Annotated in this window: 25 protein-coding genes; 14 read left to right on the top strand and 11 right to left on the bottom strand. The window is 48.7% G+C overall.

Annotated features, from left to right (window positions below; translation table 11 throughout):
* The first annotated feature begins 77 nt into the window (after positions 1 to 77).
* The gene (locus tag CLV60_RS33010; RefSeq protein ID WP_106599664.1) at positions 78 to 1,625 is read left to right on the top strand and encodes a sulfatase family protein; all 1,548 of its coding nucleotides are present in this window, start codon (positions 78 to 80) and stop codon (positions 1,623 to 1,625) included.
* 76 nt (positions 1,626 to 1,701) lie between these two features.
* Here the strand turns inward: CLV60_RS33010 and CLV60_RS33005 are convergent, their stop codons facing one another.
* Positions 1,702 to 2,148 (bottom strand): hypothetical protein, encoded by a 447-nt coding sequence (locus CLV60_RS33005; protein ID WP_106599663.1) that lies wholly within the window; start codon positions 2,146 to 2,148, stop codon positions 1,702 to 1,704.
* Between the two features lie 123 nt (positions 2,149 to 2,271).
* On the opposite strand from CLV60_RS33005, the gene CLV60_RS33000 reads away from it, so the two are divergent.
* The gene (locus CLV60_RS33000; protein ID WP_106599662.1) at positions 2,272 to 2,559 is read left to right on the top strand and encodes a hypothetical protein; all 288 of its coding nucleotides are present in this window, start codon (positions 2,272 to 2,274) and stop codon (positions 2,557 to 2,559) included.
* Positions 2,560 to 2,722: 163 nt separating this feature from the next.
* Here CLV60_RS33000 and CLV60_RS32995 read toward each other — a convergent pair whose 3' ends face one another.
* Positions 2,723 to 3,160 carry a hypothetical protein gene (locus CLV60_RS32995; RefSeq protein ID WP_106599661.1) on the bottom strand — a complete coding sequence of 146 codons (438 nt, stop codon included), beginning with the start codon at positions 3,158 to 3,160 and terminating at the stop codon, positions 2,723 to 2,725.
* Positions 3,157 to 3,789 (bottom strand): hypothetical protein, encoded by a 633-nt coding sequence (locus tag CLV60_RS32990; protein WP_106599660.1) that lies wholly within the window; start codon positions 3,787 to 3,789, stop codon positions 3,157 to 3,159. Before CLV60_RS32990 ends, CLV60_RS32995 begins: the two co-directional genes overlap by 4 nt.
* Before the next feature lie 400 nt (positions 3,790 to 4,189).
* Between CLV60_RS32990 and CLV60_RS32985 the strand changes: the two genes are divergently transcribed.
* The 11 genes from CLV60_RS32985 to CLV60_RS32935 all read left to right on the top strand — a co-directional run bounded on the left by CLV60_RS32985 (position 4,190) and on the right by CLV60_RS32935 (position 15,733).
* Positions 4,190 to 5,197: a sensor histidine kinase gene (locus tag CLV60_RS32985; protein WP_106599659.1), complete on the top strand. Its 1,008-nt coding sequence runs from the start codon at positions 4,190 to 4,192 to the stop codon at positions 5,195 to 5,197.
* Complete coding sequence (locus CLV60_RS32980) at positions 5,194 to 5,982, top strand: LytR/AlgR family response regulator transcription factor (protein WP_106599658.1); 789 nt, start codon at positions 5,194 to 5,196, stop codon at positions 5,980 to 5,982. Before CLV60_RS32985 ends, CLV60_RS32980 begins: the two co-directional genes overlap by 4 nt.
* A gap of 140 nt (positions 5,983 to 6,122) precedes the next feature.
* Complete coding sequence (locus CLV60_RS32975) at positions 6,123 to 6,623, top strand: DUF6515 family protein (RefSeq protein ID WP_106599657.1); 501 nt, start codon at positions 6,123 to 6,125, stop codon at positions 6,621 to 6,623.
* 55 nt (positions 6,624 to 6,678) lie between these two features.
* The gene (locus CLV60_RS32970) at positions 6,679 to 9,006 is read left to right on the top strand and encodes a TonB-dependent receptor (RefSeq protein ID WP_106599656.1); all 2,328 of its coding nucleotides are present in this window, start codon (positions 6,679 to 6,681) and stop codon (positions 9,004 to 9,006) included.
* A gap of 8 nt (positions 9,007 to 9,014) precedes the next feature.
* Entirely contained in the window at positions 9,015 to 9,821 is an 807-nt protein-coding gene (locus CLV60_RS32965; protein ID WP_106599655.1) for a DUF4249 domain-containing protein, read from the top strand.
* Positions 9,822 to 9,837: 16 nt separating this feature from the next.
* Positions 9,838 to 10,653: a hypothetical protein gene (locus tag CLV60_RS32960; RefSeq protein ID WP_146151641.1), complete on the top strand. Its 816-nt coding sequence runs from the start codon at positions 9,838 to 9,840 to the stop codon at positions 10,651 to 10,653.
* Positions 10,654 to 10,714: 61 nt separating this feature from the next.
* Positions 10,715 to 11,170, top strand: coding sequence for a DUF2147 domain-containing protein (locus tag CLV60_RS32955; protein WP_170118929.1), 456 nt, complete (start codon positions 10,715 to 10,717; stop codon positions 11,168 to 11,170).
* Between the two features lie 50 nt (positions 11,171 to 11,220).
* On the top strand, positions 11,221 to 12,543 hold the full coding sequence (locus CLV60_RS32950) for a TolC family protein (protein ID WP_146151640.1): 1,323 nt from the start codon (positions 11,221 to 11,223) through the stop codon (positions 12,541 to 12,543).
* 11 nt (positions 12,544 to 12,554) lie between these two features.
* On the top strand, positions 12,555 to 13,685 hold the full coding sequence (locus tag CLV60_RS32945; RefSeq protein WP_106599651.1) for an efflux RND transporter periplasmic adaptor subunit: 1,131 nt from the start codon (positions 12,555 to 12,557) through the stop codon (positions 13,683 to 13,685).
* Between the two features lie 117 nt (positions 13,686 to 13,802).
* Positions 13,803 to 15,044 (top strand): ABC transporter permease, encoded by a 1,242-nt coding sequence (locus CLV60_RS32940; protein WP_106599650.1) that lies wholly within the window; start codon positions 13,803 to 13,805, stop codon positions 15,042 to 15,044.
* Positions 15,045 to 15,058: 14 nt separating this feature from the next.
* Entirely contained in the window at positions 15,059 to 15,733 is a 675-nt protein-coding gene (locus CLV60_RS32935) for an ABC transporter ATP-binding protein (protein WP_106599649.1), read from the top strand.
* 5 nt (positions 15,734 to 15,738) lie between these two features.
* Here CLV60_RS32935 and CLV60_RS32930 read toward each other — a convergent pair whose 3' ends face one another.
* The 4 genes from CLV60_RS32930 to CLV60_RS35120 all read right to left on the bottom strand — a co-directional run bounded on the left by CLV60_RS32930 (position 15,739) and on the right by CLV60_RS35120 (position 19,660).
* On the bottom strand, positions 15,739 to 17,136 hold the full coding sequence (locus tag CLV60_RS32930; protein ID WP_106599648.1) for an OprD family outer membrane porin: 1,398 nt from the start codon (positions 17,134 to 17,136) through the stop codon (positions 15,739 to 15,741).
* 39 nt (positions 17,137 to 17,175) lie between these two features.
* The gene (locus CLV60_RS32925; RefSeq protein ID WP_374755667.1) at positions 17,176 to 18,243 is read right to left on the bottom strand and encodes a c-type cytochrome; all 1,068 of its coding nucleotides are present in this window, start codon (positions 18,241 to 18,243) and stop codon (positions 17,176 to 17,178) included.
* Between the two features lie 192 nt (positions 18,244 to 18,435).
* A complete protein-coding gene (locus CLV60_RS32920) occupies positions 18,436 to 19,245 on the bottom strand; it encodes a sulfite exporter TauE/SafE family protein (RefSeq protein WP_106599647.1) in 810 nt (269 codons plus the stop codon).
* Positions 19,246 to 19,477: 232 nt separating this feature from the next.
* Positions 19,478 to 19,660 (bottom strand): AraC family ligand binding domain-containing protein, encoded by a 183-nt coding sequence (locus CLV60_RS35120; protein ID WP_106599646.1) that lies wholly within the window; start codon positions 19,658 to 19,660, stop codon positions 19,478 to 19,480.
* Positions 19,661 to 19,879: 219 nt separating this feature from the next.
* Between CLV60_RS35120 and CLV60_RS32910 the strand changes: the two genes are divergently transcribed.
* Complete coding sequence (locus CLV60_RS32910) at positions 19,880 to 20,335, top strand: DsrE family protein (protein WP_106599645.1); 456 nt, start codon at positions 19,880 to 19,882, stop codon at positions 20,333 to 20,335.
* Here CLV60_RS32910 and CLV60_RS32905 read toward each other — a convergent pair.
* The 4 genes from CLV60_RS32905 to CLV60_RS32890 form a co-directional block, all read right to left on the bottom strand.
* Positions 20,264 to 20,809, bottom strand: coding sequence for an FAD-dependent oxidoreductase (locus CLV60_RS32905; protein WP_106599644.1), 546 nt, complete (start codon positions 20,807 to 20,809; stop codon positions 20,264 to 20,266). The genes CLV60_RS32910 and CLV60_RS32905 overlap by 72 nt on opposite strands.
* A 103-nt stretch (positions 20,810 to 20,912) precedes the next feature.
* Entirely contained in the window at positions 20,913 to 21,098 is a 186-nt protein-coding gene (locus CLV60_RS32900) for a DUF6132 family protein (protein ID WP_106599643.1), read from the bottom strand.
* Between the two features lie 99 nt (positions 21,099 to 21,197).
* A complete protein-coding gene (locus tag CLV60_RS32895) occupies positions 21,198 to 21,644 on the bottom strand; it encodes a DUF6691 family protein (RefSeq protein WP_229211243.1) in 447 nt (148 codons plus the stop codon).
* 66 nt (positions 21,645 to 21,710) lie between these two features.
* Positions 21,711 to 22,325 (bottom strand): class I SAM-dependent methyltransferase, encoded by a 615-nt coding sequence (locus CLV60_RS32890; protein ID WP_106599641.1) that lies wholly within the window; start codon positions 22,323 to 22,325, stop codon positions 21,711 to 21,713.
* Positions 22,326 to 22,380 lie beyond the last annotated feature (55 nt).

Below are 22,380 nucleotides of genomic sequence, written 5' to 3'. Positions count from 1 at the left end.
GCTTTTTACGATCTCGGTTTAGATTTGCGGGAAGGAGAGGCAATGCATTTTTGGAATTGGAAGAAATTAATATATCGATGTATCAGAAAATCAAGCTATTAATCGGCGTTCTGGTCGCCTTTGGTTCACAAGGGGCGGAAGCGCAATCGACCGGTGCGCGGGCCGGGCGACCCAATATCGTGGTCATTATTTCGGACGACCATGCTTTTCAGGCGATCAGCGCTTACGGAAACAAGCTGGTTAAAACGCCGAACATCGACCGGATTGCCCGAAACGGCGTCCGGTTCGATAAGGCTTACGTGACCAATTCCATTTGCGGGCCGAGCCGCGCGGTTATCCTCACGGGGAAGTACAGTCATAAGAACGGGTTCAAGGATAACGAAACTTCGAAGTTCGATCACGGACAGGACAATTTTGCCAAACACCTTCGCGCGGGCGGGTACCAGACGGCCTGGATCGGAAAGATGCATTTGGCCGGGCAGCCGCAGGGTTTCGATTTTTACAATATCCTGCCCGACCAGGGTTCCTATTATAACCCGGAGTTTATCGGAATGGACGGCCGTTTGATCAAAAAGGAAGGGTATGTGACCAACCTTATCGAGGATATTTCCGAAGAATGGCTCGATGCCCGCGATCCGGACAAGCCTTTTTGCCTGGTGATCGGGCACAAGGCTACGCACAGAACCTGGCTGCCCGATACGGCGGATTTTGGGCGCTATGATTCCGTCGATTTCCCGTTACCGCCGAACTTTTACGACGAGTACCGCACGCGGGCCGCGGCTGCGGTTCAGGATATGAGTATCGATAAAACCATGCAAATGGGTTACGACCTGAAAATGCTGAGTTACAGTAAAAAGGGCGAACCTTCGGTGAACAGGATGAATGCTGCGCAGCGGGCGCGGTTCGATGCCTACTACGGTGCGATCGAAGCGGACCTGCAATCGAAGAAGCTGACCGGCAAGGCGCTGGTGGAGTGGAAATACCAGCGCTACCTGAAAGACTATTACAGCACCGCCGCATCGCTCGATCGCAACATTGGCCGCACGCTGGATTACCTCGAAAGACACAAGCTCCGCGATAATACCATTGTCATCTACCTTTCGGATCAGGGGTTTTACCTGGGAGAGCATGGCTGGTTTGATAAGCGGTTTATGTATGAGGAATCCTTCCGCACGCCGTTGGTAATGAGTTATCCTGGCGTCATTAAGCCGGGTACTGTCAGCAAGCAGCTGGTGATGAACCTGGATATTGCGCCTACGCTCCTGGACGCGGCGGGTATTGCGGCTCCTGCCGAGATGCAGGGGAAATCGATGCTGCCGCTATTCAAAAGCGAAGCTGCGGAAATCAGGGACGCGGTGTATTACCATTATTATGAAAATGGCGAGCACTCGGTTTCACCGCATCTGGGCGTCAGTACGAAGGATTACAAGCTCATCAGGTTTTACAACCGGGTAGATTCATGGGAGCTTTTTGATCTGAAAAGAGATCCCTCCGAGCAAGTTAACGTGTATGGGCAGACTGGATATGAAACGATTTCGGCAAGAATGAAGCTAATACTTCGCACATTAATCCGGCAATTTGACGATAAGGATGCTGAAAGAAACATCAATAGCGATGATAAATGACATTTTGACTAATGTAAATTCAGTTGTGATTTCGTGTGTGAATATATCTAGGTCTTAATGTCTGCTCGAAGTAAGTTTACCTTCTGGTAGTCTTAACCAGCTGCCAGATACTCCCTGCGGTCAACAAGGCCCCGATAGCGCCGATCCAAATATATAAAGGAGCGAAGTGGCGAACTTCTCCGGAAGTCGGCAGAATTGCCCTGTCACTGGCTTCGTCGTAGTAAACTGCAATTGTATCTACGCCAAGCAGGCTCCGATAATATTTTCTGCCCATTGCAAAGTGGTAGGTTTTGCCTTTGTACTCGGCATAAATCTCGTCAGGATTTTTTACTGTTCCTGCGCCCCTTGTACCGTACTGGATCTTCATACAGACAACTGGCGCGCGCGCCGACATTTCATCTTTCCACCTGGCGTCCAAATACATCATGTATGTCGTTAGAATTATCACTACTCCAAGTAACCCAGGCAAGGCAAAACCCATCCAGCCATATGCATTGTCTTCCTTGATAATTTCCTCATTCATCGTATGCAGATCTCTTAGAGCAAAGAAAGGACCTAAAAGTTCATATCTCCTTCAATAACGATTAGCCATTGGTGAATGAGAACTGAAAAAAAATTACTTGCTTCTTTATAAATCATTAGTCATTTGCAACAGCCCTGGGATCGGATTGAGCAGCATAGCAGGCACTTAGAACATTTAGGATTAACGACCATTTCCGCAAGGGACTTCACTTATTTGCTTTTGCAGCGGCAGGAAGGGGCGGTGTTTGAAGACATTGTGGCGTGCTTTCAGGTAAATAAAAGTGCAGCTTCGAATGCGCTTTTAATGTTGACGACGACTGGTATGGCAGTTACCGGACATGGGAGTGAAAAGGCGGTGATTTTTCTTTGTAACATGCGCAGCCTGTTCAACGAGCGTGAAATGACCTGTTGATATCAGCAGTTTTTTTCGATTTTTGACGATCTCAGAAACGCCGGGGATACTAATGATCAATTCAATTAGGAATGGCAGTAGCAAAAAGGTGTTTGCGTATTTAAAAAGCTGACCGCTGGATTCTTCACATGGCGGATGGGGCAATTTATGATTCGCAACTGATTTAGCGATATTTCCGCGCAGTGACTGCCGCATCGGCAATCGTCATCACAGCGGCTCCGGCAATCATCACCACAAGAAATGTGTAGTGTGGGAAATTAAGGACAGGTAAAACGGCCCGATCTTTCAAGGCATCAAAGTGGACCTGAATGCTATCTACACCAAGGGTGCTTCTGAAATATTTGCGCCCGCACTCGAAAGTATAGTTTCGCCCTTGATAGCTAGCATGGATAACGTCGGGTAGTTTGGAAATACCTGCGCTACGCTCTCGCGCGGTAACCTGCATGCACACCAGCGGTGAATTTTTGACAATCTCGTCTTCTTCTTTCATTTTAGCCCACATCATGTATGTGGCAAACAGCATGAATAGCCCCATTCCAGTTTGCAGGTAAAACCAGAACCAGCGATATTTTTTATATCCTTCTGCCGGTGTCGCGCTCATGTCGCGGATTCCATTGGGTAGATTCTGATAAGCGGTACCAGCCGATCAAAGTACTCAACAGGTAGCCCTTTGAAATATTCCTGAATTACCCACATGCCTTCTGTTTTGAAAGGTAGAATGAAGTGGTCTCGGCTGGTTAAATAGAATACAGCGAAGCCGAGTTGAAGTTTGCCGTTGTTATGAAAAACCTGTATCCGGGAAATGTCTCCCTCCTTCAAAACAAGCACCGCATCTGAAAGCTCAATTTTCAGTTGATGCACTTCGGGGAAGCTTGTAATCACAACGCCTCTTGAATATGGCCAGTGGTTAAGATCGACGCTAACGATCATGGCCGGCACGGCTAGCGAAGCCAAAGAGAGTAAAAAGACCACAACCCTGCCAATTTCTGGATATGGGGTAGAGAAGCGCGCAAAAAATACGGCGTGCATGGTCACGCCAAACATGATGAGCCCCATCAGGACAAACAAATACTCAGACCTGACGAAAAATGACTGCATGGTCGTCCGGTAAATCCGCTGAACTTTCATCGGAGAATTGCTCCCGATCGTATCTCGCGTATGTCGGACCATGCGCCAGATTAGCCAACCCATTGGAAGGAAAATGATTAAAAAAATGATCAGTGTTTCCATTTTACAAAGCCCGTGACGTCCGAACGATTGACGATGTCAGCGAAAAATGCAGATCGCTCCCGTTATCGGTAAGCTTTTGTGGCCGAAAAGCCTTTGATGGATAGCCAGCAAAGAGCGGCTGATAGAATGATCAGTACAAAGGCATTACTTGTAATATACTTGGCTGTAAGGGCAGCTATGATCGCTACGATCCAGAAGCTAAAAATATATTTTGCCCAGTGAAATTTATCCATGAGTCCGCTGTTTTACCGGTTGTAAATATAATAATATAAAGGTTAGATGATGCAGTATAGTCGGCCGGTTAAGGGCCAGGGCGGCCGCTTAAAGTTCAATTTTGTCCCCTTCATGTTTATCGGCGCCCAGTGGTTGTCTAATTTTCAATTCCTTTGATTTATTTTAAATGATGAAAAAATTCAATCTTTGGCCAGGGCTTATCATTTCGATATTCATAGCGTTGATCGTTTTGATATCGAGCGCGATACGATTGGACCAGGTGGATAAGAGCGACATCGTATTAAGGAATGCCGGCATCACATTTCTGATAGCTATTTCCTGCTGGATCACAAATCATTACATACTTGGTGCCACCTGGATCAGGGGAAAGGCGCAGAAAACGGGCCTCGCCCTCGTTGCCTGCGCGTCGGTCGCCATTGTTATTCTTTATCCTCTGCGGGAAATGCATACGGAAAACTTCCCAATGATGAGTCTTCGCGGCCTTCCTCAGGACCGGAAACTGATGATGATGGCGTTCAGAGGGCTCATGGTAGGAGGACTTGAATATTTTGTATCCTTTTATCTCCAGCTGGTCACAGACAGTCAGAATTCCAGAATCGAGAACGAACGACTTAAACAGGAAAATCTGGAAGCGCGGCTCAGTCTGCTCAAACAACAGGTAAATCCTCATTTTCTTTTTAATTCGCTGAGCACACTCAGAACGATTGCCGCAGATGCTCCGACCAAACAATACGTCATGCAACTGGCCAATGTATACCGTTATTTGCTTGGCAACGAGCAGGAACACCTGACCTCGCTGGAAAAGGAGCTGGAATTTGCCCGGTCTTATATTTACATTTTGCAGGAACGGTTTGAACGCGCCCTCTGTGTAGCCATCGAACTCCCGGAAACCAGCCTCAGCCACAGAATACCTCCCTTTTGCTTACAGATCCTGGTAGAAAATGCGGTAAAGCATAACATTGTATCTGTGGAAGCGCCACTCAGCATCCGTATTTATATTGAATCGGAAATGCTTTGTGTAGAAAACAATGTTCTACCCAGAATGTCTGTGGAAGAAAGTACGGGAAAAGGGCTGAATAACATTAAGGAACGTTACCAGCTACTTTCCAACCAGGAGATTGAAATCATTAGTACGAGCGCCTGTTTTATCGTCAAATTGCCCCTATTGAAATGAGAGTATTGATTATTGAAGATGAAATAAAAACGGGAAGGGAGCTTAAAGCTCAGCTGGAAATGCTTGATGATAGCATTGAAATAGCCGCAATACTACCGTCGATAAAGAGTGTCGTAAAATGGTTTTCGGAAAACAGCGCACCTGACCTGATATTTTCCGACATCCAGCTGGCGGATGGCCTGAGTTTCGAGATCTTTAAACAGATCAAACCCAGCGCACTGGTCATCTTTTGTACGGCTTACGATACCTATGCCGTCCGCGCTTTCGAGACGAACAGCGTCGATTATCTGCTCAAACCCATCGACGAAAAAAAACTGGAAGCCAGTCTGAGGAAATATCAACACATGAGGGCTGTATTTGGGGGCCAGCCTGACAATGGCGGCTATGAGCAGACGCTGACCAGGAAAATGGAGTTGATGCTTCAAAAGCTAGGTCCGGGTTCTTACAAATCGACCCTTTTGATCCACTACCAGGATAAGATCATCCCGCTGAAAATAGCGGAGGTTGCCTACTTCCACTTCGAAAACAGCGTGGTAAGGGCCCATTCGTTTTCAGGTCAGAAATATGTACTTAACCAAACCCTCGACGAGCTGGAAACCCTGGTAGATGGTTCCCTGTTTTTCCGGGCCAACAGGCAGTTTATCGTTAACCGCAACAGCATTGTCAACGCCGAACATTATTTTACAAGACGGCTTGTTGTGAAGCTGACCATTCCGGCCTCCGAGCCGGTGATCGTGTCCAAAGTCAAGTCTTCGGAATTTTTGCGTTGGCTGGAAGTCCATTGATCCTGGCCTGTTCAGCCGCATTTTTGTCCCTTTCATGTCGATTGTCCGGAAGTGGCCTTGTGACTGGTTTTAAATTTGAAAAGAAATCAACGCTTTATCAGCCCGTTGGTTTTAGTCATTTCAAATGAAAATAACATTCCATGAAAACGCTCAACAGGCTATTGGTCATGACCATGATGGCCCTTTCATTGCATGCAAATGCCCAATCCTCAGTTACGGTGATCCGCAGGCCGCCTCGCGAATCGAAAATCGTCGTGCACGCCGGTGTTCGGTATCACTACTACGGCGGCGTTTATTATAAACCGTATGGTCGCCAGTATGTAGTGGTCAGGCCACCTGTTGGCCTTCGTGTAACCGTTCTGCCCGTGGGTTACGCCAGCGTCACAATCGGCAGAATGCCTTATTTCTATGCCGGTGGCGTATATTATGTACAGTATTCGCCGGGCCGGTACGAGGTTGTAGAGCCTCCCAAGGAATTGGCGGTAAATAGCAATCCGTCCCAACTATCCGCATTGCCCGAAGGCGCCCAAAGTGTTTACATCGCAGGCCGGAAATATTACAAAATCAACGACACTTACTATGAAAAATCCGTTTCCGAAAATGGGGGCGAAAGTTATGTGGTGGTCGGCAAGGTGGAGTAATTGTTACAATGTCCCGACTAACGGGCATTTTCCGCACTAAACATCATTTCAATTTATGATCCGGTTCATCAAGCTGACGCTCTGCCTGCTCCTGCTGGTGGCAGGCGGTTCGTTGGCACAACAAAAACAAGCTACTCTTGTCGGCACTGTGAAGGATGCGGCTACCGGCGAAACGCTGATTGGCGCTACGGTGAGGGTAAAGCAATTACCCGCTACCGGTACTGTAACCAACGAATACGGCTTTTACTCGCTGAGCCTTCCGCCCGGTAGCTACACTTTGATTTACTCGCTGGTTGGTTTCAGCGAAAAGGCGTTTGAAATATCGCTGGACAAGGACGAGAAACTGGACATTGCTTTATCGGACCAGGCCACCACCCTGAACGAGGTGGTCGTTACGGCCGACAAAAACGACAAGGTGTCCAGCACGCAGATGGGTGCAGAAAAATTGAATATCAGGGAGATAAGTACTGTTCCCGTTCTGTTCGGAGAACGGGACCCGCTGAAAGTTTTGCAGTTGCTGCCGGGGATCAAGTCGTCGGGGGATGGCGGGAGCGGCTTTTACGTTCGCGGCGGGGCCACCGACCAGAACCTGATCCTGCTGGATGAAGCACCCGTTTACAATGCGTCTCACCTGCTCGGTTTTTTCTCTACCTTCAACGCCGATGCCATCAAAGACATGACTGTTTACAAAGGCGGAATGCCCGCCCAGTACGGCGGCAGGCTTTCCTCGGTGCTGGATATCAAAATGAACGAAGGGGACAACCAGGACTATGAGGTGAGTGGCGGGATCGGGCTTATTTCGGCTAAGCTGAATGTGGAGGGACCCATTCAAAAAGACAAATCCTCGTTCCTGTTTTCCGCCAGGCGAACCTACGCGGACGCGTTTCTAAAGGCTTCGAGTGAGTACAGGGATTATCGTCTCTATTTCTATGACCTGAATGCCAAACTCAATTTCAGTCTTGGCGAAAGAGACCGCCTATACGTTTCGGGCTACTTTGGAAAGGATGATATGGGCATGGGGGAAACCTTCGGGTTGCAATGGGGGAATGCAACGGCAACCGTGCGCTGGAACCACATCTTCAATAGCAAACTGTTTTCGAATACTTCCTTGATTTTCAGTAACTACGATTACAATGTCGCCATTCAGAATGGTGGAAACCAGTTCGATATCTTTTCGCAAATCCGCGACTACAACCTCAAAGAGGAATTCCAGTGGTTTCCCAATAACAGAAATACAGTGCGCTTCGGGGTGAATGCAATTCACCATACGATCACGCCGGGCGAGGTGACGCCCACCGGTTCATCGAGTATCAATGCTTCGGAACTGCAAAAACGGTTTTCCTGGGAGAATGCTGCGTTTGCGTCGAACAGCTGGCAGGTCTCTTCCAAACTGAACCTGACCTATGGGCTCAGGCTCACGGCATTCAGCGCTATTGGCGGGGGTGATTATTATACCGTGACCCCGGCCGGGATGGTAACCGACACCCTGCATTACAATAAGGGGCAGATCGCCAAAACATACCTCAACCTGGAACCGAGGCTGTCTGCCAGCTATCAACTGGGCGAGCTCGCTTCTGTGAAGGCGTCTTACGCGCGGAACGTGCAGAACCTGCACCTGATATCCAATTCCACCGCTTCCAACCCGACAGACAAGTGGATCGCGAGCAACAACAATATCAAACCGGAAATATCCGACCAGGTCTCACTGGGTTATTACAGAAACCTCGCCGAGAACCGGTATGAGCTTAGTACGGAGATTTATTACAAAACCATGCAAAATCAGATCGATTACCGCAACGGGGCCAATATATTCAGCAATTTCGATGCGATTGAAACCCAGCTGTTATTCGGCAAGGGGCGCGCTTACGGGTCCGAATGGCAGCTCAAAAAGAAGTCGGGCAAACTGACCGGCTGGATCAGCTACACTTTGTCCAAAACGGAACGGAAAATAGATGGTATCAACGACAACCTTTGGTACAACGCCCGTCAGGACCGTACGCATGATGTTGCGCTGGTAGGGATTTACCAGCTGAACAACAAATGGACGCTGTCTGCGAACTGGGTCTACTACACCGGCAACGCCATCACTTTTCCGGCCGGCAAATATCAGGTGGATGGCCAGACGGCCTACTATTATTATACCGAACGGAACGGTTACCGGATGCCGGATTATCACCGGCTTGACCTGGGCGCAACGATGAAACTGCGCGACCGCAAACAGCTGAAACAGGAACTGGCATTCAGCCTCTATAATGCTTATGGAAGGGAAAATACGTACACGATCGAATTCCGGGACAGCGAGTCGGTTCCGCGCAGAACGGAGGCAGTCCAAACGGCGCTTTTTAAATTCATTCCATCGATCAGCTACAATTTCAAATTTTAACCGAAGATATGTCAACCAGAAAATATACAGCCGCGTTGCTGCTGCTCACATGCTTTCTTTTTTCCTGTGAAAAGGTGATTGATGTCGAACTGAGCCCGGCCGATCAGCCGTATGTGATTGAAGGACAGATCACCAATCAAAAGAAAGGCGCGCTGGTAGTGATTTCCCAAACGACTGATTTTGAAAACCCAGGCACCTATCCGGGCGTTTCCGGCGCGATTGTCACAATTTCAGACGCCCAGGGAAATGTCTATCCATTAACGGAAACGCAGCAGGGATTTTATCAGGACTCCCTTTTGCTGGGAAAGCCCGGAATGACCTATCGCCTGCATGTTACACTAAACGGAAGCGAATATACGGCAACTTCGATCATGCCTGAATGGGTCAAAATGGACTCGTTATTTGTTAAACCGGACGGTTCCAATCTTTCTAACAGGGAGCGCTATCTTGCTAATGTCACCTACACAGACCCGGCGGGCAAGACCAACTTTTACCGTTTTGTTCAATTTAGAAACGGGGTGAAGGAAAAAACGATTTTTATCCGTAATGACGAACGGACGGATGGTAACCAGGTGACTGCCCCGTTGCGTTACCCGGCAGACGATGATAATGACATACTGCCTGGCGACAAGATCAAAGTGGAAATGCAATGCATCGATCAGGCCGGGTATCAGTACTGGTACAGTCTCGACCGCGGCGCGCTGGGCGATGGCAGCGCGGCGTCCCCAGCCAACCCGGTCAGCAATATGCAAGGCGGCGCGCTGGGATATTTTAGCGCGCACACAAGCGAGACACGGGAAATAACGGCACCCTGAACAAATGTATTCCCGCATGAAAAACATAGCGCTGATCCGTGCTGCCGGATCTTACTGGCCGTTAGTTTACCTGCTTTTTTTTGTCCATTCGGGTCCAATGGCCCAAACTGGCGACAAGAAGATCGCCGGAAAACGTGCTGCGATCCTGATCGTCTCCTTAAAAAGTCAGTTTCCGATTCAGCAAGCCATTGGCCTTGAAGTGATGGTGAAACCGAAACTTTCAGGCTACCTGGGCTTTGGACAATTTTCCCGGTTTTACACGACTGTTGCATTAAATGCCCTACCGAACAAAAAAGTGGAACAGCAGATGCGGCGAAAGTTTATCAAGGACAATCTCAGGGATGGCACCGTCTTTGAAACCGGCCTTGCTTATCATTTCGCGAAGCGTAATAGGTTTTACGCGGGATTGAATTTCCAGAACCAGAAGTTTACGCTCCCGTCTACAACACAGCAGTTAGTTGAAAACTATGACTTCCTGGATGCTCAGGGCCGAAAAGACAAAATACTGGACCTGATAGAAAAAAATGCCCGGCTCAGGGAATTTTATGAAACCACCCGGATCATATCCAAAGTCACCCTGCAACGATTGGGTATTACCCTCGGCAGACGCTTTGGTTTCAGCAAAATACCACGTTTTGGATTTCATACCGAGTTGTCGGCGCAGTGGAATATAGGTAGCGGTACCGCAATCGAATCCAGTTCGCCCATTGGCAACATACTCATTAAACAATTCGCAGAACCGATATTGCAGGAAAGGACCCAGGAAAGTTTCAGCTCTTTCTTTTTGCCATCGCTGACGCTGAGGGTGAGCTATGCCCTGGTCATGCGGTAGCAGACCAGGGATCCGTCAGCACAACATTCCGGCATCTATTCGGTCCCTTTTAACCGGCAATATGTCCTCTTCATTCCATTTTGGCAAAACTGGCGTCAGGCCAGATGCTTATTTTAAAAAATCAAACAAACACGCTGCGATGAGTTTATTCGGCAAATCGAGATACCTAATCACGGGCGTCCTTATTTCTTGGTGTAGCGTTGGCTATGGCCAGAGCGCAATTACCGGAAAATGGCTCAGCCCGGACGGCGACCGTAAAATCGAAATCTATGACAGCAATGGAAGTTATTCGGGAAAGATTATCTGGCTGAAAAATACCGCCGCGAGCGTAAAGGTTGGAGATGTCGTGCTAATAAACATCACCTACCAAAAGGACCGCTGGACCGGCAAGGCGTATATGCCAGCACGTGACCGACATGTTAGTGTCAGCATTGCAATGCCAAGCAATGACGAACTCGAAATTACCGGAAAGGTTGGTGTGATCAGCCAGAAGAGGCTTTGGAAAAGATGCAAATGATGTGATATCGATTGTTTAGTTTTTTGGCATATAGCCAAGAGTTGGTGAATATGATTCATTTAAAGTCAATACTTGGGTTGCTTCCTTTCGTTTGCCTGGTTGGTTTTCCCGGCCAGGCACAGATCAGGTTCGGTTCGCTCGACGATGTGTTCGGCTATGCGGATCAGAACGCGTTGAGCATACAAAGCGCAAGAAATCAGGAGCAAGTTGCAGAATCAAAAATCAGGGCGGCGAAAGGCGCTTTGCTTCCGGTGGTGAATGCATCGGCGGGATTTAACGATAACATCACGCTTCAGCCCACGCTGGTCCCTGCCAGCCTGTTCAATCCAGCGGCCCCGGAGGGGACTTTCCAAGAGTATACTTTTGGCAGGAAATACCTGTACAGCACAGGCGTGCAGGCCAGTTGGAAAGCGATCCATTTTCAAAAACGGTTTGAGGTAAAGACAGCGCAGGCAGCGCAAACGCTCAGCCAGGCCAATACCCGCTATGCCCGGTTTCAGCTATATAACCAGCTTGCCGAGACCTATTATTCCATTTTGCTTACCGAAAAATACATCGGCATTGCCGAGGGCAACATTGCAGCATCTGACAGCATTTACCGCATTGCGAAGGACAAATACGAAGCTGGGATATTTACCGAGGAAAATCTGAATCGCAGCAAAATACAGCACCTTCAATCCGTCCAGCAGGCAGGAAACCTCTCGGCGTCCCTGGCGCAGCTGTACAACCAGTTCCAGTCTCAGCTGAATACCTCCGAGCAGATTATACTCTCTGGCGGCCTTTCTACGCCGAAGCTCATCGGCAAAGAAGAGGAAAGGGCTAACCTTATGCACCCGCTTTGGCAGGTCCACAAGGCGCAGCTGCAATTGAATGAGCGGCAGCTCACGGAAAGCAGGGCGCTGCCATATCCCTCTCTTTCTGTGGGTTACCAATACAACCGCAACTGGGCGACCGATCAAATGTTTAACTTGGCCTCGGCCAATAGCTTACCCCAGCAATTCTGGGGTATAAAGCTCGCCATACCCATTTTCAACGGGCTGTCTGCCAGGGAAAAAATCACCCAGGCGCAAATACAGCTCCGTCAGCAGCAGCAGGTGCTGGACAATCAGGCCCTCGTGACCCAAAAGGAAGACGAAAACCTGGAAATCCAGTACCGGCAAAATACGGAGGACTTAAAACAACAGGAAGCGATCATGAGCCTGCAAAGCAGCAGCGACAGCCACACCAACGACCGGTATGAGAGCGGGATCATTGGCCTGGACGAACGCTTGGAGAAATTCCAGGACCTGCTGGTCGTGCAAAACCAGTACATGCAAAGCCTTGGCAACTATTACATCAGCTATTACCAGCGGTATCTGCGGAAAAAACTATAACATCAGAATCAATGAAGTCAAATTGCACGGCAGTAATTACAGTGGTTCTGTTGACGTGCCTCGGGGCATGCAGTAGCCCGCAGGAAACCCGGCCGGTCAGGAAAAGTTTGCGCCAGGCTGTTTTTGCCAGCGGACATCTGGAACAGGAAAATGAATACGTGATCGCCGCTACGGCGGAGGGTACGATAACCGAGCTCCATACGCGTGAAGGGGATCAAATTGGCGTCGGGCAGGTCCTGGTCCGTATCAAAAGCGATGTTCCCAGCACCCAGTTGCGCGATGCGCGGATTGTATACAACGATGCCCGGAAAAACGCTGCCCCTGGTGCGCCACAGCTGGCACAGTTGGAATCACAAATCGCTGTGGCGCGGGCACAACTCGATCAGGACCGGATCAACTATGAGCGCTATACAGAATTACGAACCAAAAATTCAGCCTCGCAGCTGGAATTGGAAAAAGCCCTGCTAGCTTACAAAACTTCACGCGGTAACCTTGTGGCGCTGGAAGAAAATTACAGCCAGGTTCAGGATGCACTGCGCCTGAATGCCGCCCGAAGTCTGCAACAGGTAAAAACCCAGCAGGCCATATTGAGTGAGTACGCAACCATTACCGAGCGTCCGGGCATTGTGTTAGACGTACTCAAAAAGAAGGGTGAGCTGGTGCGAAAGGGCGAGGTCATTGCCAGGATTGGCAGCGGCCGCCACATTATAAGGCTTTTTATCGCCGAAGATGATATCACTCGGCTCGGCTTGGGTCAGCGCGCTATCATACAGATGAACAATTATCCCGATACGACTTTCACGGCTACCGTCACGCGCATATTGCCTGCATTCGACCAGACGGCACAATCGTATTCGGTAGAAGCAGAGTTTGTAAGCCCGCCGCCGCTACTATTGTCGGGTACCCAGTTGCAGGCCAATATCACGCAGGATGAGATCAGGTCTGTGCTGGTGATCCCGTCTGCGGCTTTGGTCAGAGGGCAGTTTGTACAAATGCGGGACGGAAAGGAAAGGGCGATCAGAACGGGGCAGAAAGTTGGGAGCTGGGTGGAAGTGAAAGCCGGCCTGACAGAAAAAGACATCATCCTTTTACCTGAGAATGATAAAGACGCGAAGCAAGGCGTTGAACTACCCGGCACCTGACACAACCGAACACCATGTACGCCGATGTTTTCATGGCGCCTGTTCGCAGCATGAACCGGTACACGCTCAACAGCAAGATTAAGTGGCTTTGGATTGCCGGATTTTATAAAACAACAAATGGCAAACGTAAATACGAAAATATCATGGGTCCATCTGACTTCCAAAATAAGGCAGCTGATCGTAGCGGTGCTCAGCGTAACCTTCGGGATATCGATGTACATTTTCATGAACAGCTTTATGAATGGCGTGAACGGCGCGCAAACCGAGATCACCTTTACCACCATGGCTCACATCAGGGTGTATAATGAACAGGGCGGAGAGCCAACGATACTTATCCCCCAGGACAGCGGTGGAGATACCCTGCGCAGCGTAAGCAATGCCAGGCACATTAGTTATACCGAGGGCATAAGGAATGCTCAGGAGGTCGTACAGGCATTGCAAAACAACAAAGAGGTAGTGAACATTACCGAGCAGGTCAACCAGAACGTGTTTTTCCGGAACGGGGTGACCAAAGTAAGCGGGACCCTGTCGGGCATTGATGTAACCAACGAGATAAGGATGTTCAATACCGTTCAATACATGACCGAGGGGGACCTGAACGAGCTGGAAAGGCGTTCCGACGCCATCGTCTTAGGGACGGGGCTGGCGGCCAAGCTCAGCGTGTCAGTGAGGGATAATGTTACGCTTACCACATCGGACGGAGTCAGCAAAATCCTTAAAGTGGCCGGTCTGATGCAGACAGGAACGGGCAATGTGGACAAGACCCGTGCTTTGATCTCGATCAACACGGCCAGGCAGTTGCTTTCTAAAAACAAAAGTTATGCAACAGAAGTGCTTGCCAATATCGGCGATTATAACAAAGCAAAAGCGGTTGCCGGTGCCGTTCGCCCCGATATCAGATATACGACAGAGGCCTGGCAGGAAGGCAACGGGCAGCTGGAGTCGGCTAATACGCTCCGCGATATTATCGCGATCGCGGTTTCACTTACCATACTGATCGTAGCCGGGTTCGGTATCTACAACATTATGAACATGACCGTCAACGAGAAAATGCGGGAAATAGCGATCCTGAAAGCAATGGGTTTCGAGGGCAGGGACATCGTACAAATTTTCCTGGTGCAATCCGTCATCATTGGTCTGATCGGCGGCTTTGTCGGACTGTTGCTCGGGTTTATCATTGCATCCATTGTAGACCGGATTCCTTTCAAAATCGCATCTTTTGATACGCTCCCGATCTCTTACCTGCCAGCCGACTATATTCTGGCAATGGTCTTTGGACTGATCATCACATTCGTGGCAGGATACCTGCCGGCCCGCAAAGCGTCCAAAGTCGATCCGGTGGAAATACTGAGAGGTTAATCAATGATAAACAAATGAACGCAGCATTATCGGTAAAAGGCCTGAACAAATATTTTCATGAGCCGGATACCTTCCAGGTACTCAGGGACGTGGGCTTTGAAGTGAAAAAAGGAGAGTTTGTGGCCATTGTCGGCAAATCAGGTTCCGGTAAATCGACACTGCTTTACCTGCTCTCGACGATGGATACCGACTATGAGGGAAGCATCACCATCGATGGAACCACCGTTACCGGGCTTAGCCAAAACGAATTGTCGCGGTTCCGCAATGCACACATCGGGTTCGTGTTTCAGTTTCATTACCTGTTGCCTGAATTTTCGGTGTTGGACAATGTGATGCTGCCTGCACTCAAACTAGGGAAAAAGCCCAAGGAGTTGATAGAAGCAAGTGCCATGGAGCTACTGACGATGTTGGATATCAAAGGGCATGAAATGAAGAAGGCATCGAAAATATCGGGAGGACAACAGCAACGGGTGGCCATAGCAAGGGCGCTGATCAACGAACCGGCAATCATCATGGGGGACGAACCTACCGGAAATCTCGATTCGAAAAATACCAAAGTTGTGTTTGATGTCTTCCGTCAGTTAGCCAAAGAGAAGGGGCAAACCATCATCGCCGTCACCCACGACGATGAATTTGCTGCGAATTGCGACCGGATCATCGAGATGGTGGATGGGAAAATTATGTCTTGACCATGTCAAAAACGGTAATTGAGTATAAGATTGGCATGAACCATGTTGACTTTGTTGAAGATATACCGGCTGTCATCATAGGTGCTGCCCATCTTGTCTTTGCGGACCACCAGCAGAAAAGCGCTGAGTCCTTTTAGATATTGGTCAAATTGGTAGGTGAGCCCCAAATTGATTTGTGAATAGCCGGGCATCCCATATTTGTTTTGTCGGAAATTCTTGACATCAGGCAAATGGAAGTATCCTCCACTTAGTGTTAGCTCAATGTGCTTTTTGGGTTTAAAGCGGGTATTCACGGTAGCGGCCGTTAAGTTACCGAACCCATCGTTACGCTCACGGGGCATAAAGGTGTAAAATGGTTCTTTACCCCATTCTCTTGGCATCAGGTACCGCTGCTGAGACCAGATGTGCGTTGCATTCAGATACCAGTCAAATATTTCAGATTCTTTCCCTATGCGTCCTGAGGTTACTACCGCGCTGCCGGGCTGCGCATAGGCTAACATGGCGTTAGGGTTTCCTCCGTTCCCTGTGATTTTCTGGATAGTAAGCTGGGCTCCTGTCATCCAGTTTGTTCCGCCTTTGGCCAGCGACCTCCACTCTGCTTTTACAAAAAAAGTATTCAGCACATTGTCCACGTAAGTGTCCCAAAGCTGTATCTCCCATTTCGACTTTTTGTAAGTAGCGCCAAAAATTGCAATGAAATCCGACTCCGTTTGTCCCTTGTACTGAGAAGGTCGCCCATCGAGACCAACCCCCACGGGGTACATTCCCATACTTTCGCCGATTTCCAGCCAGCGCATTGTTGAGCGGGGCGAAATTCGCCATAGGTACTGGCTGCGTAATTTCAAATGTGGCCATTCATTAACGTCCAGCACTGCACCCTCAGTTAAGGTCGGGCTCATACGTCCATCCTGTGGGTTGATAAAGGGGGATTCAGGAACCTGGCGGCCGAGGGTCAGTATCGACTTTTTACCAAAATGAGCTTTGAGGTAAAATTCCTCCAGGCGACCAAGATCCCGGCGATAATTCGGGCGTTCGATGTCAAAAAGACCGATTTCATAGCGGTTTACCATAGAGGTGGCCGGATCAGGACGAGCAAGATCGGATGAGGCCAGGTTAAATATGAAAAAGCCGCTGATTCCCAGCTGAAATCGCTTGGCCAGCTTTGGCGTTTGATAACCAATTCCACCACCCACCGCCCACGCATAGTAATCGGTAAGCCGATTTTGGTTTAGGGTTGCCGACCGGTAAGATCTTGCATGACCGTAAAATTTCCCCGTTTTCAGAAAATGGCGAAGTGTATTCGTATCCCTGATTGCCTCCTGCGACTTTGGAACTTCCTGTGCGAGAAGTGGGAAACTTGTCTGTATCCACCAGAGGACGAAAAGAAAAAAGCGCTTTTTCATAAATTTAGGTTTTACCTGCTCCCGGCGCTTCCCCGAAAGCTATCTGGCATCTAGATTCTTGTGCCGCTTTTGCCAGTCTTTTATGGGATTGAATGGGCCATACTTATGCTGCTTTTCGGAAAATGGATCCGCATAGGGGCCAAAGGGGTGGTCGAAGGGCTTATCTGCCGGATTGGGCCAGTCTTTACTTAGATCCTTCCGGGGGCGGGGCATGGAATTTATAAAAGCGGCCACATCCCAGGCCTGCCCATCAATGAGCTGCGGCGCATCGTAGGAAGCCCCGAGCGGCATGTTCGCCTTCACATAGCCAGCCAAATTGGATATCCTGTAAAGCCCCGCACCGGTATTGTAGCTGTGCTTGCCCCAAAGAGGCGGAAATAAATAATGTATTTCATCGGAGGCGAGCATACCTTCTCCGGCGGGCTGATGACAGCTCTGACATTTTTGTTCATATACCGCTTTGCCCGCTACCGGATCGGCGGCTCGGTCAAGATCATTCATTTTATAGATCCCAATGCCATCAGGTGCTTGTTTCGGCGGAACACCTGTCCCCAGCCACTTCATATAGGCCAGCAAGGCCCGCATTTCATTGCTTTGCTCATCCAGGCCCTTTCCGTTCAGGCTTCGCTCAAAACAGTCGTTGATCCGTTTGGCCTGGCTTTCTATTTTCCCAGACCGTGCCCTGAACTTGGGATAAGTGGCCTCTACGGCAAAATAGTTGTTTCCCCAAGGTTTGGTGCCGGCATCCAGATGGCAGTTCTGGCAATTCATTCCATTGGAGAGGTGTTTTACACTGCCTTTGGGGCCGAGATAATCCGATGTATGGACAATCAGCTCTTTCCCGTATCTGACCATTTGCTGCTCGGCTGGCGTAAGCTTTGAAAGATCGCTTTCAGACGGACCCTTCCACGGCATAAGGCGGGCTATGTCGGCCGTCTTGGTTTCGGTTAATTTCTCACCGGCAGCTTGATCCGGACCAGGCTCGGGCTTGCCGAACAGTACAACAAGCAAAAACACGGAAAACAACCCGAAAACAACGGCTAAAAGACCCGTAAGCAGCTTCAATGAGCGGATTAATTTAACAACGGAATCATCGGGAGACATCATTGGAGAATAGGCTGTTTTTAATTTTGATAATCCTGATTATTTTGTTGCATTGAGCTTCAATGAGCAATTAAGCAAAGCTTGTACCGAATGTAACTCTTTGGTATATACGTATATCAAGCTTGCTTTGGCCTTTTCATGGCTTCCTATTTGCTGCATCGGAAAGTGCTGCGCTTGCGACATTGCTTGTGCCGACTACGATTTGAAAAGAATTTCCTTTGAAATGATATAGATGCCCATCACGAGCACAAACCAACCGAAAGATTTTTTGAGCTTTTCACCTGAAATAAATTTGCCGAGAAAGGATCCAAGAAAGATACCTGCTATGGAAAGCGATGTAAATTCCAAAAGGAAAGTCCAGTCAATGGTCGTATTTGAAATATCGCCCGCAAAACCAATCAGTGATTTGGCTGCAATGACCAGTAGCGAGGTTCCAACGGCCATCTTCATAGGTAATTTTGCCAATAAGACCAGCGCCGGGATGATCAGAAACCCGCCTCCCGCGCCAACAATGCCGGTGAGTATCCCCAAAACACCTCCTTCGAGTCCGATCAGCGGGTAGTTGAATTGCAGCTCACCGCGGGCGTCTTCGGACTCTGTCTTGTCTTCCTTGACCATCGAATAAGACGCGGCCAGCATCACCACGGCAAAAAAGAGCATGATCCCCGTATTTTTAGTTACCTCAAAGCCGCCGAGCGTAAACAGCGAATCCGGTATCATCGGAACCAGGTATTTCCGCGTGAGAAATACAGCTACAAATGACGGAACGGCAAAAACAAGGGCGGCTTTGTAGTTGACAAGCCCTTTGCGCATAAAATTGAATGACCCTGCCAGTGAAGTCGTACCCACAACAAAAAGGGAATATGCCGTTGAAAGTACCGGATTGATCCCCATTATGTAAACGAGCACCGGCAAAGTAAGTATGCTGCCTCCCCCTCCGATCAGCCCGAGGCTTATCCCGATTAATATGGAAGCTGAAAATCCCAAAACTTCTGAGCTTTGCATTTCTGAGTAGTTGTTGAATTAAGTACTCTGCAAAAGTACCTGCCGCAAAACCCCTGGTCAGTGATAAATGTTACATACGATCATTTGCATCGGTGTTTTCTAGGTTTGTTTTTCCTCAAATCGCTATACTGCGTTTAGTGTGATTATTTTGTTTAGTATAACCCTTTGATGAGTAGGTATTTGCTGTCCAGTACTGTGGTTTGCTTTCTGAGATTCTCACTTTTGCTAAGCATCAAAACGGTCGTCCAGAGCCTTGAGTTGAATGATCAAAAAGCCATTGGTGGACTTGCCGGGGAGCAACAAAATAGATGGAACCTTGTTCTACATCGTACTGCTCAAAATCAATGACATGGCGCCCCGCACCGGACGAAATATATAACAGCTGATAAAACGAATGCCGGTGAGGGAAAATCATATCCGGATGCCCAGAAAATATTGAAGGTCATAAACGGTGATGTCCTTGACTGTGTCCTGCTGGCCATTTAGGTTGCAAATATTATAAGTGGGGATATGATTTGTCTTTCTTATCATCGTTGGCAAAATTAACCATGTTATCCCCGCTGTTATGTAACAATTGTCACAAAGCGTGATACAGCTTTTGTATAAGTTGGCGGCTTTAAACCAATCAGACAAAATGAAAGTATTCAGACTCGCATGCCTGGCCACGCTGATGGCGTTCTCGTATAAAACTATCGCACAAAAGGCCGATCCTTTGACATTCAACGGTGCCCAGGCGACAGAAAAGATGTACAGAGCGATTTATCAGCTTAATTCCGAGGAGGAGAAGAAAATAAAGTCGACGCTGAAAAACATCCAGAACGCGCTGGATGATCCGCGCCTGAAAGGGAAGTTACAGATAGAGTTGATCGTGCATGGAAGCGGGGTGGCGCTTTACATGAACAACGGCCCTTATCAGGCCGAACTTAGGGCATTACTGGATAATGGGGTAATACTGGCCCAATGCGAAAATACTTTGCGGGAAAGAAAGATTGGCAAAGACCAGCTGTGGCCGTTTGTTTCATTTGCGCCCAGCGCCAACGGTGAGCTGATCATACGCCAGGCCGAGGGGTGGGCTTACATACATCCCTGATCTTTTTTCGAAAATGTGTAAAGCAATCATCCAGCATTTCACCCTTTGAATTTCTGTAAAACGTCCCAGTTTTTTTGAGGATCGATGTAGTTGCTGTACCGAATCCGTCAGTAAAGCCTGTTTTAGTCCTGGAAGGGCATCGGAGTTTACCTGTAGCCCTGGGGCGATAATAAGGTAATCATAGGTTGTAGAGCCCGAATGTCTGGTTTGTACCTGATTATTGTCCGGCAATACCCTCGTGATCCGATCCTGAATCCAGTCTGCGCCATCGGGAATCAAAGATGCTTCATTTCTTCTCGTTTCCTCAAAGTCATAGCTTCCCGCCCCGACCAACGTCCAGGCAGGTTGGTGCCAGTGAGGCGCGGACGGTTCTATGATGGCCACTTCCAGCGAACGCCTGCTGGCTTTTAACTGTGCGGCGGTCATAATGCCTGCCGTGCCGCCGATTATTAATATTTGACAATGGCTTTTCATTTCAGATTCAGCTGGCGTTTTAACCAGGCGTTGGGCCTGGTCCCGTATACGTATTCTTCACGGGAATACCTTTCCTTCCAGAAACCTTCCATGACGCTACGGACTATTTTCTGGCTATTGAACCGATCAACAATCCGCCCATTACAGCGCCATACACGGTTGAGCTGGCAGGGTTTGAAGCAATGGGGCATGTACCCGAGGAGCAGCCAATGAAGTGGTAGTATAAATACCCCAGGACTGCCCCGATCGCTACGCCCGCAAAAGAATATAAGATTGAGGCTTTTTTCATCACTGAATGAAGTTTTCGTCACAAGATTACCAAATGGATTGAAAATGTCAGGGGAGACGGGTTTATTTAATTTGATATCCCATCCCCTCAGTGTTAATGTCAGTGGGGCAACTGCTCCCGGAAACGCCCGTATACCCATGTCCCGGCGATGGCGCTCAGTAGGGTCACGATTACCACCGTGGCTCCTACACCAATTTGGGCGAATAAGGGTCCAGGACAAGCGCCGGTAAGTCCCCAGCCCAGTCCAAATGTCAGCCCGCCATAAATTTGTCCTCTGTTGAATTTTTTATCAGAGAAAGTAATTTCTTCTCCATGTATGGTCTTGATTTTGAAGGTCTTGATGAGCCAAACAGAGAGCGCTCCTATCAGCACTGCGCTGCCGATGATCCCGTACATGTGGAAAGACTGAATGCGGAACATCTCCTGGATCCTGAACCAGCTGATTACTTCGGCTTTGACAAACACAATGCCGAACAACACACCTACAAGCAGATATTTGAAGTTGTAATACCATTGGTGACTTTGCTTGCTTTCATTGATGCACATCGCATCAGTTGCGCGGACCTGGTGTTCCTTTTCTTTGGTTATTTCAGATGTCGAATTGCTCATTTATTACGGCTTTTTTTTGAGATTTGAAAATATAAAGCTCTGACTGGTACCGAATGGAGTTATGTGATCTACGTGAGCGCTTGTGGTCAACCGGAAACTTTGGCCGAAAACTTGCTGAATCGAGCTCCGATCGTATTGTTTAACGGGCAATCCACTGCATTTTGCCGGACCGTCCATCGAAAAAGTACCCAGTATCACGTCTCCTTTAATGACGGATTTTTCAACGATTCCGACATACTTTTCGATCTCGTGCTTACCAGTCAAAAAATGAAAAGTAGCCCTGTCATGCCAAACCCGGTAGGCTCGCGACGGAATAAAATCCAGAACGTTGTTGGCAATCCAGGTTACCCGGTCTGATAACGAGCCTAGTCGGGCCTTTGCACGATCGATTGCCGTTTGTGAGATATCCAGAACGGTAATATCTGTAAAGCCCTCTTGTAACAAGTAGTCAACCAGCCTGCTTTCTCCGCCACCAACGTCAATGATGGGCTCGTTTTTATCGAGTTGCAAGGCGTCTATCAAGGTCAGGGAAGTGTCTGGTCTGGGCTGAGTCCAGCTCAGCTGGTCGGACTGTTTGGTGGGTATTTCGGAGAAGTTGACCACCTGATTCCGTGGCAAATTGACCACCTAATTATCTGGCGGCCGGTAGCAGAAAAAAGCTGCAGAAGCAGTT

It is taken from the genome of Dyadobacter jiangsuensis (assembly GCF_003014695.1).
Lineage (GTDB): Bacteria > Bacteroidota > Bacteroidia > Cytophagales > Spirosomataceae > Dyadobacter > Dyadobacter jiangsuensis.
This window is presented reverse-complemented; position numbering and strand designations above follow the sequence as displayed.